This window comes from Isoptericola sp. NPDC019571 (assembly GCF_044389385.1).
Taxonomy (GTDB): Bacteria; Actinomycetota; Actinomycetes; order Actinomycetales; family Cellulomonadaceae; genus Isoptericola; species Isoptericola nanjingensis.
Map to the genome: position 1 here is coordinate 190842 of NZ_JBIRXZ010000011.1, position 14786 is coordinate 205627.

11 protein-coding genes are annotated in these 14786 nt (G+C 73.3%); 8 read left to right on the forward strand and 3 right to left on the reverse strand.

Annotated elements, in window-relative coordinates; genetic code table 11:
• Positions 1–24 precede the first annotated feature (24 nt).
• Complete coding sequence (locus ACH443_RS18365; protein WP_430591115.1) at positions 25–1512, reverse strand: flavin-containing monooxygenase; 1488 nt, start codon at positions 1510–1512, stop codon at positions 25–27.
• A gap of 143 nt (positions 1513–1655) precedes the next feature.
• Between ACH443_RS18365 and ligA the strand changes: the two genes are divergently transcribed.
• On the forward strand, positions 1656–4049 hold the full coding sequence (gene ligA / locus ACH443_RS18370) for an NAD-dependent DNA ligase LigA (RefSeq protein ID WP_430591116.1): 2394 nt from the start codon (positions 1656–1658) through the stop codon (positions 4047–4049).
• Positions 4050–4071: 22 nt separating this feature from the next.
• Entirely contained in the window at positions 4072–5184 is a 1113-nt protein-coding gene (locus tag ACH443_RS18375; RefSeq protein WP_430591117.1) for a hypothetical protein, read from the forward strand.
• A gap of 174 nt (positions 5185–5358) precedes the next feature.
• On the opposite strand, the gene ACH443_RS18380 is transcribed toward ACH443_RS18375, so the two are convergent.
• On the reverse strand, positions 5359–6540 hold the full coding sequence (locus ACH443_RS18380) for an ROK family transcriptional regulator (protein ID WP_429766852.1): 1182 nt from the start codon (positions 6538–6540) through the stop codon (positions 5359–5361).
• A 77-nt stretch (positions 6541–6617) separates the two neighbouring features.
• Between ACH443_RS18380 and ACH443_RS18385 the strand changes: the two genes are divergently transcribed.
• From ACH443_RS18385 to ACH443_RS18410, 6 genes are all read left to right on the forward strand, one after another.
• Entirely contained in the window at positions 6618–8171 is a 1554-nt protein-coding gene (locus ACH443_RS18385; protein ID WP_430591118.1) for a sugar ABC transporter ATP-binding protein, read from the forward strand.
• A complete protein-coding gene (locus tag ACH443_RS18390; protein ID WP_429766850.1) occupies positions 8168–9172 on the forward strand; it encodes an ABC transporter permease in 1005 nt (334 codons plus the stop codon). Before ACH443_RS18385 ends, ACH443_RS18390 begins: the two co-directional genes overlap by 4 nt.
• A gap of 103 nt (positions 9173–9275) precedes the next feature.
• Complete coding sequence (locus tag ACH443_RS18395; protein ID WP_429766848.1) at positions 9276–10337, forward strand: substrate-binding domain-containing protein; 1062 nt, start codon at positions 9276–9278, stop codon at positions 10335–10337.
• A 67-nt stretch (positions 10338–10404) separates the two neighbouring features.
• Positions 10405–11598 carry a Gfo/Idh/MocA family protein gene (locus tag ACH443_RS18400; protein WP_430557028.1) on the forward strand — a complete coding sequence of 398 codons (1194 nt, stop codon included), beginning with the start codon at positions 10405–10407 and terminating at the stop codon, positions 11596–11598.
• A gap of 58 nt (positions 11599–11656) precedes the next feature.
• Positions 11657–12658, forward strand: a complete 1002-nt coding sequence (locus tag ACH443_RS18405) for a sugar phosphate isomerase/epimerase family protein (RefSeq protein WP_430591119.1) — start codon at positions 11657–11659, stop codon at positions 12656–12658.
• Positions 12659–12737: 79 nt separating this feature from the next.
• Positions 12738–13715, forward strand: a complete 978-nt coding sequence (locus ACH443_RS18410) for a sugar phosphate isomerase/epimerase family protein (protein WP_430591120.1) — start codon at positions 12738–12740, stop codon at positions 13713–13715.
• A 64-nt stretch (positions 13716–13779) separates the two neighbouring features.
• Here ACH443_RS18410 and ACH443_RS18415 read toward each other — a convergent pair whose 3' ends face one another.
• A complete protein-coding gene (locus ACH443_RS18415; protein ID WP_430591121.1) occupies positions 13780–14388 on the reverse strand; it encodes a GNAT family N-acetyltransferase in 609 nt (202 codons plus the stop codon).
• Positions 14389–14786 lie beyond the last annotated feature (398 nt).

A 14786-nucleotide genomic window follows, 5' to 3' on the forward strand; every position in this document is an offset into this window, starting at 1 on the left:
ACGGGTCGGCCGATCCGCCCGCGGTCAGCCGATCCGTGCGCGCAGCCGGCCGGGCAGGTGCCGGTACGCCTTCGGGTCCACCGGCAGCAGCCACTGGCCGGCGCGGGTGGCCGCGGGCAGCTGCAGGTCGAGGTCCGTCAGCATCTCGTCGATCTGGTGCAGCGAGAACGGGATGACGTTGGTCCCGCGGGCGTGCTTGCCCTCCGTGCGCTTCTCCATCCATTCCACGCGGCTCGCGACGAGCTCGCGCCGCTCCTCGACGGGCGGCACGTCGACGGCGTCGGCGAGGTGGGCGGCGGTCCACAGCGCGGCGACCTCGGCCGACAGCGGGCTGAACAGCGACGAGTTGTACCCGGCGAAGGTCAGGTGCGGCACGTCGTGCGGCAGCACCTGCCGGTAGAGCTGGAAGTTGCCGCGGTCGTCGAGCAGGCGTGCCTGCAGGTCGTCGTCGAGGAACGGCACGCGCTGGTGGAAGCCGGTGCCGCACACCACGAGGTCGGCGCGGACCGTGGTGCCGTCGTCGAGCACGGCGACGGGGGCGCCGTCGTCGTCGACGGCGAGGCGCTCGATCTCGGACTCGCGGTGCACGTCGATCCTGCCCTCGGACACCTGCTCGAAGAAGCCGTCGGTGGCGAGCGAGACGGTGGAGCGGGCGATGTCGGCGAACTCGCCGCGCGGCACGAGCCCGAGCTTCTCCAGGTGGAACTGCTTGACCGACACCGCGCCGACGCTGGCGAGCATCGACTTCCGCACACGGTCGCCGGGGCCGTGCAGGAACTTCTCCATGCCGCCGGACAGCGTCTCGTAGCGGAACAGGCCCTCGCCCATCCGGGTGAGCAGGAGGTACTTGTAGTTGAGCGCGTTGCCGAGCCGCTTGGGCAGCTTCCACAGCAGGTGCCGCGCGACGACCTGGGTGCTCGCGGCGACCGGGGCGATCTCGGCGGCGACGTCGCACGCGGACTTGCCGTACCCGACGACGACGACGTGCTTGCCGCGCGCGTCCTCGAGGGACGTGAGCTGGCTCGAGGCGACGACCTTGCCGCCGGCGCGCAGCAGCTGCGCCAGGCCCTCGAAGCGCGGGATCACCGGGTCGGAGAAGATGCCGTTCGCGACCACGACGTGGTCGAAGCGCTCGGGCTCGCCGACCGGCTCGCCCGTGCGTCGCGCAGTGACGAACCAGCCGTCCTCCGCGGGGGTCAGCTCGGCGCGCACCACCTCGGTCGACAGCCGGAGCGAGCCGCGCAGGTCGTGGAGGTCGACGTACCGCTCGAGGTACGCCTGCACCTGCTGGCCGCTGGGCCACTCGGGGTAGTCCTTCGGCATGGGCAGGTCGGAGAAGGCGTACGAGCCCTTGTTGTTCTGCGTGGTGAGGCCCGAGTAGCGGCGGCTCGCGCTCCACACGCCGCCGACGTCGGGGGCCTTGTCGAGCACGGTGACGTCGTGCCCGAACTCGCGGAGCACCTTGGCGCTGGCCAGGCCGGCGAAGCCGGCGCCGACGACGGCGATCTTCATGGGCGTCCTTGCTGTCGGTCGAGAGGGGCCAAAACGCCAGAATCGTAGCGGTTCGGACAGCGTCGGGACAGGCCTTCTCGCAGGTCGGGCGGGTCGAGGTGCCCGACCCGGCCGGTGTCGGCGGCACGCGGCAAGATGGGCCCGTGACGGACACCGAGAACACCCTGCTCGACGAGGCCACCGCACAGCGCCGCTGGGCCGAGCTGGTCGCCCTCGTCGAGGAGGACCAGCGCGCCTACTACGAGGACGACGCCCCCCGGGTGTCCGACGCCGAGTACGACGCGCGGATGCACGAGCTGGAGGCGATCGAGGCCGCGCACCCGGCGCTGCAGACTCCCGAGTCGCCGACGCAGCGGGTGGGCGGCGCGGCCGCCGCCGGGTTCGCGACGGTCGAGCACGTCGAGCGCATGCTCAGCCTCGACAACGTGTTCTCCGTCGACGAGCTGCGGGCGTGGGACGCCCGCGTGGCCCGCGACCTGGGCGCCGAGCGCGTCGGCTACCTGTCCGAGGTGAAGATCGACGGCCTCGCGATCGCCCTGCTGTACGAGAAGGGCCGGCTGGTGCGCGCGGCGACGCGCGGCGACGGCCGCACCGGTGAGGACGTCACGCAGAACGCGCTCCGGATCGCCGACATCCCGCGACGGCTGGCGGGCGAGGGCCACCCCGACCTCGTCGAGGTCCGCGGGGAGGTCTTCATCCCCGTCGCCTCGTTCGAGCGGCTGAACGCGCTGCAGGCGGAGCTGCGCGACCGCGTCGTCGCCGAGTCCCGCGCGCGGCACGACGGGCGCACGACGTCCGCCCGCCCGTTCGACGAGGAGCGCGCCCGGGTCGCCGCCCTCCGCCGCTTCCCGCAGTTCGCCAACCCGCGCAACGCGGCGGCCGGCGGGCTGCGCCAGCTGCTCGACAAGAAGGAGGGCATGGAGCTCGAGGCCGGGGTCGCCCGCGTGGAGTCCCTGCGCCTCTACGTGCACGGGATCGGCGCCCTGCAGTGGACGGCGGGGGAGCACGCCGAGCTGGCCCGGCAGTCCGAGGCGTACGAGCACTTCGCGCGGTGGGGGCTGCCGGTCTCGCCGCACAACCGCGTCGTCGAGGGGATCGACGGCGTCGTCGAGATGATCGAGTGGTTCGGCGCCCACCGCCACGACATCGAGCACGAGCTGGACGGCATCGTCGTCAAGGTCGACGCGCTGGGCGACCAGCGGCGGCTTGGCGCGACGAGCCGCGCACCCCGGTGGGCCATCGCCTACAAGTACCCGCCGGAGGAGGTCACCACCCGCCTCGTGGCGATCCAGGTGGGCGTGGGCCGCACCGGCCGCGCGACGCCGTACGCCGTGATGGAGCCGGTCCTGGTGGCGGGGTCCACGGTGCGGCAGGCGACGCTGCACAACCAGGACGTCGTGAAGGCCAAGGGCGTGCGCATCGGCGACATGGTCGTGCTGCGCAAGGCGGGCGACGTCATCCCCGAGATCCTCGGGCCCGTCACCGCGCTGGCCGACGACGGCTACCCGCGCGAGGAGTTCGTCATGCCCGAGCGGTGCCCCGAGTGCGGCACCCCGCTGCGGGCGATGAAGGAGGGCGACGTCGACCTGCGCTGCCCCAACGCCGAGTCCTGCCCGGCGCAGGTGCGCGGCCGGGTGGAGCACATCGGCTCGCGCGGGGGCCTGGACGTCGAGGTGCTCGGCGAGGTGACGGCGTCCGCGCTCACCCAGCCCGAAGTGCCCGAGGTCCCGCCGCTGCGCACCGAGGCGGGCCTGTTCGACCTCACGCTGGACCAGCTGCTGCCCATCGAGGTCGTCGTGCGCGACGCCGAGACGGGGCTGCCCAAGCTCGACGACGACGGCGTGGCCCGGCGCAGGACGCCGTTCCGCAAGAAGGTCACCTACACCAAGGCCCGCCGCGCCGAGGCCGAGGCGGCGGGGGAGACCCTGCCCGAGCTCGAGCCGACGGCCGCGGCCACTAAGCTCCTCGACGAGCTCGAGCTCGCCAAGACGAAGGACCTGTGGCGCATCCTCGTCAGCCTCAACATCCGGCACGTCGGGCCCGTGGCGGCCCGAGCGCTCGCGGGCTGGTTCGGCTCGCTCGACGCGGTCCGCGCGGCGACGCGCGAGGAGCTGGCCGCCGTCGAGGGCGTGGGCCCGATCATCGCGGACGCGCTGCTGGCCTGGTTCGACGTCGAGTGGCACCGCGAGATCGTCGACCGCTGGCAGGCGGCCGGGGTGCGCACCTGGATCCCGGACCACCCGGGGCCGGAGGCGATGGCGGCGCAGGCGGACGAGGGGCCGACCGGGCCGCTCGCCGGCCTGACGGTCGTGGTGACGGGCTCGCTCGAGGGGTACAGCCGCGACGGCGCCAAGGAGGCCGTCCTCGCCGCGGGCGGCAAGGCGGCGGGGTCGGTCTCGAAGAAGACGGACTACGTCGTCGTGGGCGAGAACGCCGGCTCGAAGGCGGCGAAGGCGGAGGAGCTCGGCCTGCCGATCCTCGACGAGGCCGCGTTCACCCGGCTGCTGGAGGGCGGACCCGCGGCGCTGGACGGCTGACGCCCGGGGCTACGATGCGCGGGTGCCGGACACCCTCGCCCCGAACCAGACCGCCCCGACCCCGAGCCTGCGCGGCGCCCACCTCGTGGGCTCCGTGAACCTGCCCTCCGCGCGGGACACCCTGCGCACCGTCGCGGCGCGGCTCGGCGCGCACGTCCGCCGGATCCCCGACGGCGAGGTGGGCGAGCGGTTCCACTGGATCCTGTTCCAGGGCTCGCGGTTCGAGGCGGTCGAGGGGCTGGTCCGCGTGGGCGACGAGCCCGTCGTCGTGGCGGGCTTCGACGTGCGGCCGCACGTGCTCGACGGCTCGGTGCCGGCGGACGGGCTGCGCTTCGGGCCGCTGGGCTACGCGGACGCGGCGCGCGCCTCGTACGCGGACTTCGTCGCCCTGCGCGCGGAGGGCGTGATCGCGCCCGGCACGCGGTTCCAGGTCTGCCTGCCCTCGCCGCTCGCGGCCGTGACGACGTTCGTCGCGCCCGCCGACCGCGCCGCCGTGCACCCGGTCTACGAGGCGGCGCTCGTGCGTGAGCTCGAGGAGATCCTCGCGGCGGTCCCGTCCGAGGACCTCGCCGTGCAGGTCGACCTCGCCACGGAGTTCGCCTTCGTCGAGGGCGCGAACCTCGGCGGCGGCGCCGCGCGGGCGTGGTTCGACGCCGGCGCCGGCGGGGACGAGGGCGTCGTCGAGGGGTGCGCGACCCGGGCGGCGCGGTTCGCGGCGCACGTGCCGGAGGGCGTCGAGCTCGGTTTCCACCTCTGCTACGGCGACGTGGCGGAGAAGCACTTCGTCGAGCCGGCGGACACCGGCCACCTGGTGGAGATGGCGAACGCGCTGGTCGCGGCGCTGCCGCGCCCGATCACCTGGGTGCACCTGCCCGTCCCGATCGACCGCGACGACGTAGCGTACGTCGCCCCGCTCGGCGACCTCGCGCTGGACCCGGCCACCGAGCTCTACCTCGGCGTCCTGCACCACGAGGACGGCATCGAGGGCGCCGCTCGCCGCCTCGCCGCCGCCGCGCAGGTGCTGGGCGGCCGGACCGTCGGCGTCGCGACCGAGTGCGGCTTCGGTCGCGGCCCGAGCGAGCGCACGGCGGCACTGCTGGACCTGCACGTCGCGGTGCTCGAGCGCGCGGCCTGACGATGGCGTCGTCGCCTGCACGACGACGCCGTCCGCGCCGGCGGACACGGCCGTGCCGACGAGGCCCCAAGGCCGCCCATGTCGACCGACCCGTCCTCGGCCGGCGGGGTGATCGGAGAGGCGAGGCGTCCGGTGGACGCCGAGGTCGTGCCGCGCATCGTAGGGGCGGCGCGCTCAGGCCGTGAGCGCGTCCACGGCCTCGGGGGACAGCGCATGGTCGGCGGCCATGGCGGCGGCGCCGAGCACGCCGGCCTGCGCGCCGGTGCGCGCGACGGCGATGCGCAGGTGCTGGGTGGCCAGCGGCAGGGACCGCCGGTAGACGACCTCGCGGATCCCGGCGAGCAGGTGCTCGCCCGCCTCGGCGAGGATGCCGCCGAGCACGATGACGGACGGGTTGAGCAGGCTGACGGTCGCCGCGAGGACGCTGCCGATCTCGCGCCCGGCCTGGCGCACCGCGCGGCCCGCGGTCACGTCGCCGCCCCGGACCAGCGCGACGACGTCGGAGGGCCCGGACACGTCCAGGCCCTCGGTGCGGAGCCGGACCGCGAGGGCCTGCGCGCTCGCGATCGCCTCGAGGCAGCCGACGTTGCCGCAGCGGCAGACGATGTCCTCCGCCCCGGGCACGGCGATGTGCCCGACGTCGCCCGCGGCGCCCTGCGCGCCGCGCCGCAGCGCGCCGTCGGCGATGATGCCCGCGCCGATGCCGGTGGCGACCTTGACGAGGATGAGGTCGGGGACGTCGGGCCAGGCGATGCGGTGCTCGCCGAGCGCCATGATGTTCACGTCGTTGTCGACGAGCGCCGGCGCGTCGAAGTGGCCGCGGAGGATGCCGGGCACGTCCGCGTCGTCCCAGCCGGGCATGATCGGCGGGTTGTTCGGGTGCCCGGTCGCGTGCTCGACGGGGCCGGGCAGCCCGACGCCCACGCCGGCGAGGTCGCCCAGCGAGCGGCCCGCGGTCTCGAGCAGCTTGCGCCCGGTGTCCGCGACCCAGCCGAGCACGGGCTCCGGCCCGTCGGCGATGGCGAGGGGCGCGTCGAGCTCGGCGAGCACGGTGGACGCGAGGTCGGTCACGGCGAGCCGGGCATGGGTGGCGCCGAGGTCGACGCCCAGCACCACCTGCGACGACGGGTTGAACGCGAAGGTGGCGGGCGGGCGTCCCCCGGTCGAGGTGGCCTCGCCGGCGGGGGCGATGAGGCCCGCCGCCATGAGGGCGTCGATCCGCCCGGCGACGGTGGACCGGGCCTGCCCGGTGAGGGTCGCGAGCTCGGCTCGGGTGCGGGCCCGGCCGTCGCGCAGGAGCTGGAACATCTCGCCGGCCCCGGGGGTGCGAGGCCCGATCGCTGCGCCTTCCGTCATGACCGTAGTCAATCACGATCGAATAACACCCGTCTTTTGCTTGACGATCGACAGAAGTGCGGCCTAGGTTCGGACTCATGGTCGACGTGGACCGCGACGACGCGGCACCGCCGGAGGGCAGCGACGCCCCCGCCCCTCTGCTGCGCATGGAGGGCATCGTCAAGCACTTCCCGGGCGCCAAGGCGCTCGACGGGGTGGACCTCGACGTGCTGCCGGGCGAGGTGCACTGCCTGCTCGGTCAGAACGGCGCCGGGAAGTCCACGCTCATCAAGGTCCTCGCGGGGGCGCACCAGCCCACCGCCGGCCGGATCGTGCTGGACGGCAAGGAGGTCGTGATCCCGCACCCGGTCGCGGCCCTGCAGCGCGGGGTCGCGACGATCTACCAGGAGCTCGACGTCGTCGACGGTCTGACCGTCGCGGAGAACGTGTTCCTCGGCCACGAGCTCGACCGCGGCGGGTTCACCCAGCGGCGCGAGGTCGCCGCCCGCACGCGCGAGCTGCTGGCGCGGCTCGGCCACCCCGAGATCGCGCCCCACCGCGAGGTCGGCCAGCTCTCGGCCGCGGGCAAGCAGGTCGTGTCCATGGCGCGCGCCCTGTCCCACGACGCGCGCGTCATCGTCATGGACGAGCCGTCCGCCGTGCTCGACGCCGGGGAGGTGCGCAACCTCTTCCGCGTGGTCCGCGCGCTCACGGAGGAGGGCGTCGCGGTCGTGTACATCTCCCACCGCCTGGAGGAGATCCGCGAGATCGGTGACCGCATCACGGTCCTCAAGAACGGGCGCACGGTGGGCCGCGACCTCCCGGCGGCCACCACGCCCACCGCGGAGCTCATCCGCCTCATGACCGGGCGCAACGTCGAGTACGCGTTCCCGGAGCGCCCGGGCGTCCCCGACGACGCCCCGGTGGTGCTCGACGTCGAGGGGCTCGGCCTCGGGGGCACGTTCGACGACGTCTCGTTCCAGGTCCGGGCCGGGGAGATCGTGGGTCTGGCCGGCCTCGTCGGCGCGGGACGTTCGGAGATCCTCGAGACGCTCTACGGCGCGCGGCGGCGTACGGCGGGCAGCGTGGCGGTGAACGGCCGCACCCTCCGCGTAGGGTCGGTCGACGCCGCGGTGGCCGCCGGCATCGGCCTGTGCCCCGAGGAGCGCAAGAGCCAGGGCCTCGTCCTCGACGAGCCCGTCTACCGGAACGTCACCCTCTCCACGTTCGCCCGGTTCGCCCGAGGCGGCTGGCTCGACGAGCGCGCCGAGCGCGCGGCGGCGCGCGAGCAGGTCGCGGCCCTCGACCTGCGGCCCACGGACGTCGACCGCGCGGCCCGCACCCTGTCCGGCGGCAACCAGCAGAAGGCCCTGCTCGGCCGGTGGCTCGTCCACGGCTGCGACGTGCTGCTGCTCGACGAGCCCACCCGCGGCGTCGACGTCGGCGCGCGGTCGGAGCTCTACTCCCTCGTGCGCCGGCTCGCCGACGCCGGGACGGCGGTGGTCGTCGTCTCCAGCGAGATCCCCGAGGTCCTCGGCCTCGCCGACCACGTGCTCGTGGTCTCCGAAGGGCGCGTCGTGCACCGGGCACCCGCGCAGGACATCGACGAGCACGGCGTGCTCGACCTCGTCATGGAAGGAACCACCGCATGAGCACCCAGGTGGAGTCGCCGGCCGCCGGCACGTCGCGGCCCTCGTGGCTGTCGGGCCCGGCAGGCCGCACGATCGGGCTCGTCGTGGCCCTGGTCCTCGTCGCCGTGGTCGGCGTGATCACGGGCGGCGAGCGTTTCGCCAGCCTCGACAACGTCATGACCATCCTCCGGCTGGCATCGGTCACCGGGGTCCTCGCCATCGGGATGACCTTCGTCATCACGGCCGGCGGGATCGACCTCTCGGTGGGGTCCCTGACCGGGCTCGCCTCCGTGTGGGCCAGCACGCTCGCCACGCAGACGATGGCCGAGGACGTGCACTGGACCGTCATGGTGCTCACGGCGCTCGTGGTCGGCACCGCGGCGGGCGTCGTCAACGGGCTGATCATCGCGTACGGCAAGGTCGTGTCGTTCATCGCGACGCTGGCGATGATGATCGCCGCCCGCGGCCTCGCGGAGATGATCTCGGGACGCCAGACCCAGGTCGTCAGCGTGGACGGGTTCCTGGACTTCTTCCGCGCCGACGTCATCGGCGTGCCGGTGCTCGTGTGGATCTTCGCGGTGGTCGCCGTCGCCGGGTGGTTCCTGTTCAACCGCACCACCTTCGGACGGCGCACGGTGGCCGTGGGCGGCAACCTCGAGGCGTCGCGGCTCGCGGGCATCAAGGTGCAGCGGCACCTGCTGTACATCTACGCGCTGTCCGGGCTGACCGCCGGCATCGCGGGCGTGATGATGCTGGGCCGCACCACGGCGGGCACCTCCACGAACGGCCTGTACTACGAGCTCGAGGTGATCGCGGCCGTGGTCGTCGGCGGCACGCTGCTCATCGGCGGTCGCGGCACGATCGTCGGCACCGTGATCGGCGTCCTCATCTTCGCGATGCTGACCAACGTCTTCACGATCAACAACCTGTCGATCTCCGCCCAGAACGTCGCCAAGGGCGCGATCATCGTCGTCGCCGTCCTGCTCCAGCAGCGCTTCGCCCGGCGTTCCGCGTCCACCTGACGCGCCGCCGCCCTGTCCCTCCCCGCATGTCCCTGCAGCACCCCGCACCATCCCGCACCGGGCCACCCGCCCGGGTCGGCCGGACCGAATCGAGGATGATCACATGTCCGCACGCACCTTGCTGAACAGTCGCGCCCGGCGCAGCGCCGCGGTGGCCGCGGTGGCCGTGTCCGCCGTCCTGCTCGCCGCCGGCTGCACCAGCAACGAGCCGCCCGAGGACGAGGGCTCGGCCGCCCCGCAGGTCGCCGCCGAGGGCAACGACGAGCCGGGCGAGAAGGTCGTCATCGGCTTCTCCGCCCCCGCCGCCGACCACGGCTGGATGGGCGCCATCACCAAGTCGGCGGTCGACACCGCCGGGCAGTACTCGGACGTCGAGCTCCGGCAGGCCGAGGCGACCAACGACGTCAACGTCCAGATCAGCCAGATCGAGCAGTTCATCAACGACAAGGTCGACGCCATCGTGCTGCTGCCGTTCGACGGCGCCGCGCTCACCGAGGTCGCGACCAAGGCGATGGAGGCCGGCATCCCGGTCATCAACGTCGACCGCGAGTTCTCCAGCCCGTTCGCCGCGCGCGCCACGGTGCTCGGCGACAACTACGGCATGGGCGTGAGCGCCGGCACCTACATCTGCGAGCAGCTCGGCGACAACCCGGACGCGATCGTCGCCGAGATCCAGGGCATCGAGTCGCTCCCGCTCACCCAGGACCGCAGCAAGGGCTTCGAGGACGCGCTGTCCGACTGCGGGCTCGACGTCGACCGCCGGGTCGCCGCCGACTTCACGGTCCAGGGCGGGGAGACGGCGACGTCGAACCTGCTGCAGGCGGAGCCGAAGATCGACGCCATCTGGAACCACGACGACGACCAGGGCGTCGGCGTGCTCGCCGCGATCGAGAACGCCGGCCGCGACGAGTTCTTCATGGTCGGCGGCGCCGGTTCCCTCGACGTCATGGAGCACATCCAGGCGGACGACTCGGTGCTGAAGGCGACCGTCGTCTACCCGTCGACGCAGGCGGCCGACGGCATCAAGCTGGCCCGCCTGGTGGTGCACGACAAGAACATGGGCGACCTGGTCTCGGCCGGGGTCCCGCGCACCACCCAGCTGTTCGCCCCCGTGGTCACGGCGGACAACGTCGACCAGTACATGTCCATCGGGTTCCGGTCCTGAGGTCGGACGGGTCCCGCAGAGCACGCACGGACGCACGACAGCCGCACGAGGAAACGGAGGTCGCTCGATGAGCGAGCACGCCACGGCAGGGGGCACGCCGACGCTGGGCGTCGGGATGGTCGGGTACGCGTTCATGGGGGCCGCGCACTCGCACGCGTGGCGGACCGCGCCGCGGTTCTTCGACCTCCCGCTCGCCCTGCGGATGCGGGTCGTGGCGGGCCGCAGCGCCGACGGGGTGCGGGCGGCCGCCGACCGGCTCGGCTGGGACGACGCCGTCACCGACTGGCGCGAGCTCCTGACGCGCGACGACGTCGACCTCGTCGACGTCTGCACGCCGGGCGACACGCACGCCGAGATCGCCGTCGCGGCGCTCGAGGCGGGCAAGCACGTGCTGTGCGAGAAGCCGCTCGCGAACTCGGTGGCCGAGGCGGAGGAGATGGTCCGGGCGGCCGACGCCGCGGCCGCGCGCGGGGTGTACGCGTCGGTGGGGTTCACCTACCGCCGCGTCCCGGCGATCCAGCTCGCGCGCCGCCTGGTCGAGCAGGGGCGGATCGGCGAGGTGCGGCAGGTGCGCGCGCAGTACCTGCAGGACTGGCTGTCCGACCCGGCCACGCCGCTGTCGTGGCGGCTCGACAAGGCGAAGGCCGGCTCCGGGGCGCTCGGCGACATCGGCGCGCACGTCGTCGACCTGGCGCAGTTCGTCACGGGGGAGCGGCTGGTCGGCGTGGCGGGCATGCTCGAGACGTTCGTGCGCGAGCGGCCGGTCCCGGCGTCGTTCTCCGGCCTGTCCGGGGAGGCGGGGGAGGGCACGGGTCCCGTCACCGTCGACGACGCGGCGATCTTCTTCGGGCGGCTGTCGGGCGGAGGGACGGCGACCTTCGAGGCCACGCGGTACGCGTGGGGGCGCAAGAACGCCATCCGGCTCGAGGTCAGCGGCACCCGTGGCTCGCTCGCCTTCGACTTCGAGGACATGAACCTCCTGCACTACTTCGACGCGGAGGACGACGCGGAGGTGGCGGGCTTCCGCCGCATCGTCGTCACCGAGCCGGAGCACCCCTACGGCGGTCACTGGTGGCCCGCCGGGCACGGGCTCGGCTACGAGCACGCGTTCACCCATCAGGTCGTGGACCTCGTCGGGGACCTGGCGGCGGGGAAGCAGCCGACGCCGTCGTTCGCCGACGGCCTCGCCGTGCAGCGCGTGCTCGACGCCGTCGAGCGCAGCTCCGACGCCGGCCACACCTGGGTCGACCTGCCCGGCTGACCACGCCCCGCCCGACGCCTGCACCTGCACCGCCGATCTCGACGAGGAGAACCGCACCATGGCACGACCGATCACCCTGTTCACGGGCCAGTGGGCCGACCTGCCCCTGGAGGAGGTGGCCCGGCTCGCCTCGGGCTGGGGCTACGACGGCCTCGAGCTCGCCTGCTGGGGCGACCACCTGGACCCGTGGCGGTGGGACGACGACGCGTACGTGCAGTCCCGCCTCGATCTGCTGGAGCGGCACGGGCTGAAGGTGTACGCCATCTCCAACCACCTCAAGGGCCAGGCCGTCTGCGACGACCCGATCGACGAGCGGCACCGCGACATCCTGCCGGACGTCGTGTGGGGCGACGGCGACCCGGAGGGGGTGCGGCAGCGCGCGGCGGAGGAGATGAAGCACACCGCGCGCCTGGCGGCGCGGCTCGGCGTGGACACCGTCGTCGGGTTCACGGGGTCGTCGATCTGGAAGTACGTGGCGATGTTCCCGCCGGCCACGGAGGCGATGGTCGAGGCGGGCTACCAGGACTTCGCCGACCGGTGGAACCCGATCCTCGACGTCTTCGACGAGGTGGGCGTGCGGTTCGCGCACGAGGTGCACCCGAGCGAGATCGCCTACGACTACTGGACCACCGTGCGCACGCTGGAGGCGATCGGGCACCGCGAGGCGTTCGGCCTCAACTGGGACCCGTCGCACATGGTGTGGCAGGACCTCGACCCGGTGAGCTTCCTCTGGGACTTCAAGGACCGGATCTACCACGTGGACTGCAAGGACACGAAGAAGCGGATGGGCAACGGCCGCAACGGGCGCCTGTCGTCCCACCTGCCGTGGGCGGACCCGCGGCGCGGGTGGGACTTCATCTCCACGGGCCACGGCGACGTGCCGTGGGAGGACGCGTTCCGGATGCTCAACACGATCGGGTACGCGGGGCCGATCTCGATCGAGTGGGAGGACGCCGGCATGGACCGCCTGATCGGCGCCCCCGAGGCCCTGGAGCTGGTGCGTCGGCTCGCGTTCGACGCCCCGGAGGCCGCCTTCGACGCGGCGTTCTCGCAGCGCTGAGACCGACCTCCCGCAGCTCGTGACAGCTCGCGGCGGCGTGGCGCCGGGTGGTCCGGCGTCCTGATCGAAGGGGATCAGCATGACCGGTCGTCCCGAGCTCGGCCGCCGGACGTTCCTGCGCCTGGCGGGCTCCGCCGTCGCGGTGGCTGCCGTGACCGTCACGTCCGTGGGCCTGGGCGCGGCGGCGGCCTCGCCGGCGCTCGCGGCCGGCGGAGGACGCCGGCTCGTCCCGCCGGGCAAGCTGGGGATCCAGCTGTACTCGATCTGGGACAAGGTCAACGCGCTCGGGTTCCGGGCGGTCTTCGAGCGGCTCTCGACGCTCGGCTACCGGGAGGTGGAGTTCGCCGGGTACACGCAGGGCGCGGTCGGGGCGATCACGCCGGCCGAGATCCGCACGCTGCTGGACGACAACGGCCTCGTCGCCGTGGGGTCGCACCGAGGCATCACCGACTTCGTCCGGAACATGGAGGCCGAGCTCGACATCGCCGAGACCCTCGGCACGGGGCACGTCGGCACGGCGAACGCGCCGACGAGCGACCGCACCGTGGGCGGCTACCTCGACGCCGCGGAGCAGTTCAACGGGTTCGGCGCGGCGGCGGCGGCGCGCGGGCTGAAGTTCTACCAGCACAACCACCAGCACGAGTTCGGCTTCGCGACCGACGACCCCGCGACGCGGCTGTACGACGTCTTCCTGGAGAACACGGACCCGGCGGCCGTCTTCCTCGAGATGGACGTGTTCTGGGCGTTCGTCGGCCGACACCTCTACCCGGGGTTCGAGCCGGTGGAGTACGTGCTGGCCCACCGGGACCGCTACCCGATGTTCCACCTCAAGGACGGGCGCGTGAACCCGCAGTCGTCGAACGGCTACGACATCGTCGAGTTCGGGGTGGGCGACCTCGACTACCAGGCGTTCCTCGGCGCGCTGAACGGGTCCGGACGCCAACACGGGATCTGGGAGCAGGACAACGCTTCGACGGTCGCCGAGCCGCCGTTCCCCGTCGACTCCTTCGGCAACGCGGAGCGCAGCGCCGACGCGATCCTCGCGCTGCGGGGCTGAGGACGGCGGGAGCGAGGCCGGCGGGAGGGCGCACGAGTCGCCCCGCCCGCCGTGTCGCGCGCGGTCAGGCCGGTCGACGGATCATGACGACGTCGTCGTGCCGCACGCCGCCGACGTCGTAGGTCCGGGTGCCGGCGACCTCGAAGCCGTGCTTGCGGTAGAAGGACTGCGCCCGGGCGTTCTGCGCGTTGGTGCCCAGCCACACGGGCGCGTCGCCGCCGAGCTCTGCGCCGGCCGAGACGGCCGCGTCGAGCAGCCGCGCCGCGACCCCGCTGCCGAGCGCGTCCGGGTGCACGTAGATCTTGGAGAGCTCGACGTACGGGGCGGGCCCGACGACGGAGCGGAGCACGCGCTGCTCCTCGTCGCCGGAGGGCTCGCCGAGGGACACGAGCGCGTAGCCGAGGGGAGCCGTCGGACCGTCGGCGCGCGCGTCGAGCTCCTCGTCGACGGCGACCAGGAGAGCGTGCGCGTCGGACCGGAACCAGCCGCGGACGGCGGAAGGGGACAGGTGGGTGGCCACGTGAGCGGCCATCGTGGCCACGGAGGTCCCGGGCGGGCACGCCAGCGGGAACGTGAGCGCGGCGAGCCACGCGACGTGGGCGCTCTCGTCGGCACGTGCGGGCCGGACGACGACGGACGCCGGGGGCTGAGGGGCGGTCTGCAGGGTGCTCACGGCACGATTCTGGACCCGGTCCCCAGCCCTCGTCCGAGGGCGGGGTGGGGTGTGCCCCGCGTCACCGCGGACGGAGTTGGCCGCACGCTCCGGAGCGTGTAATGTTCTACGACGTCAGCCCGACAGGGAGACGGACACCAAGGAGCACGATCCGGGAGACCGGAGCTCAGGTGGCCGACCGGGGCTGGAACTCACATCGAGGATCAGGTCGCATTCGTGCGCCCCGAGCACCGGTGTGGGGGCTTTCCGACGATGTCGGGCAGTTCGATCGGCTGGAAACAGGCGGTCGGAACGGCCGAAAAAGTCTGGTAAGTTTGAGGGGTTGCCCCGGCGGGGTCGGAACTGAGAGTGGTTCTGGTTCTGCGGTGTGCGTCGGTTGTTTGAGAACTCAACAGTGT

What these genes read in the sequence shown, in the direction of transcription:
- ACH443_RS18385 (WP_430591118.1), top strand. Translation starts at nt 6,618, where the DNA reads ATGGTCGACGTGGACCGCGACGACGCGGCACCGCCGGAGGGCAGCGAC.
- ACH443_RS18395 (WP_429766848.1), top strand. Translation starts at nt 9,276, where the DNA reads ATGTCCGCACGCACCTTGCTGAACAGTCGCGCCCGGCGCAGCGCCGCG.
- ACH443_RS18380 (WP_429766852.1), bottom strand. Translation starts at nt 6,540, where the DNA reads ATGACGGAAGGCGCAGCGATCGGGCCTCGCACCCCCGGGGCCGGCGAG.
- ACH443_RS18390 (WP_429766850.1), top strand. Translation starts at nt 8,168, where the DNA reads ATGAGCACCCAGGTGGAGTCGCCGGCCGCCGGCACGTCGCGGCCCTCG.
- ACH443_RS18400 (WP_430557028.1), top strand. Translation starts at nt 10,405, where the DNA reads ATGAGCGAGCACGCCACGGCAGGGGGCACGCCGACGCTGGGCGTCGGG.
- ACH443_RS18405 (WP_430591119.1), top strand. Translation starts at nt 11,657, where the DNA reads ATGGCACGACCGATCACCCTGTTCACGGGCCAGTGGGCCGACCTGCCC.
- ACH443_RS18410 (WP_430591120.1), top strand. Translation starts at nt 12,738, where the DNA reads ATGACCGGTCGTCCCGAGCTCGGCCGCCGGACGTTCCTGCGCCTGGCG.
- ACH443_RS18365 (WP_430591115.1), bottom strand. Translation starts at nt 1,512, where the DNA reads ATGAAGATCGCCGTCGTCGGCGCCGGCTTCGCCGGCCTGGCCAGCGCC.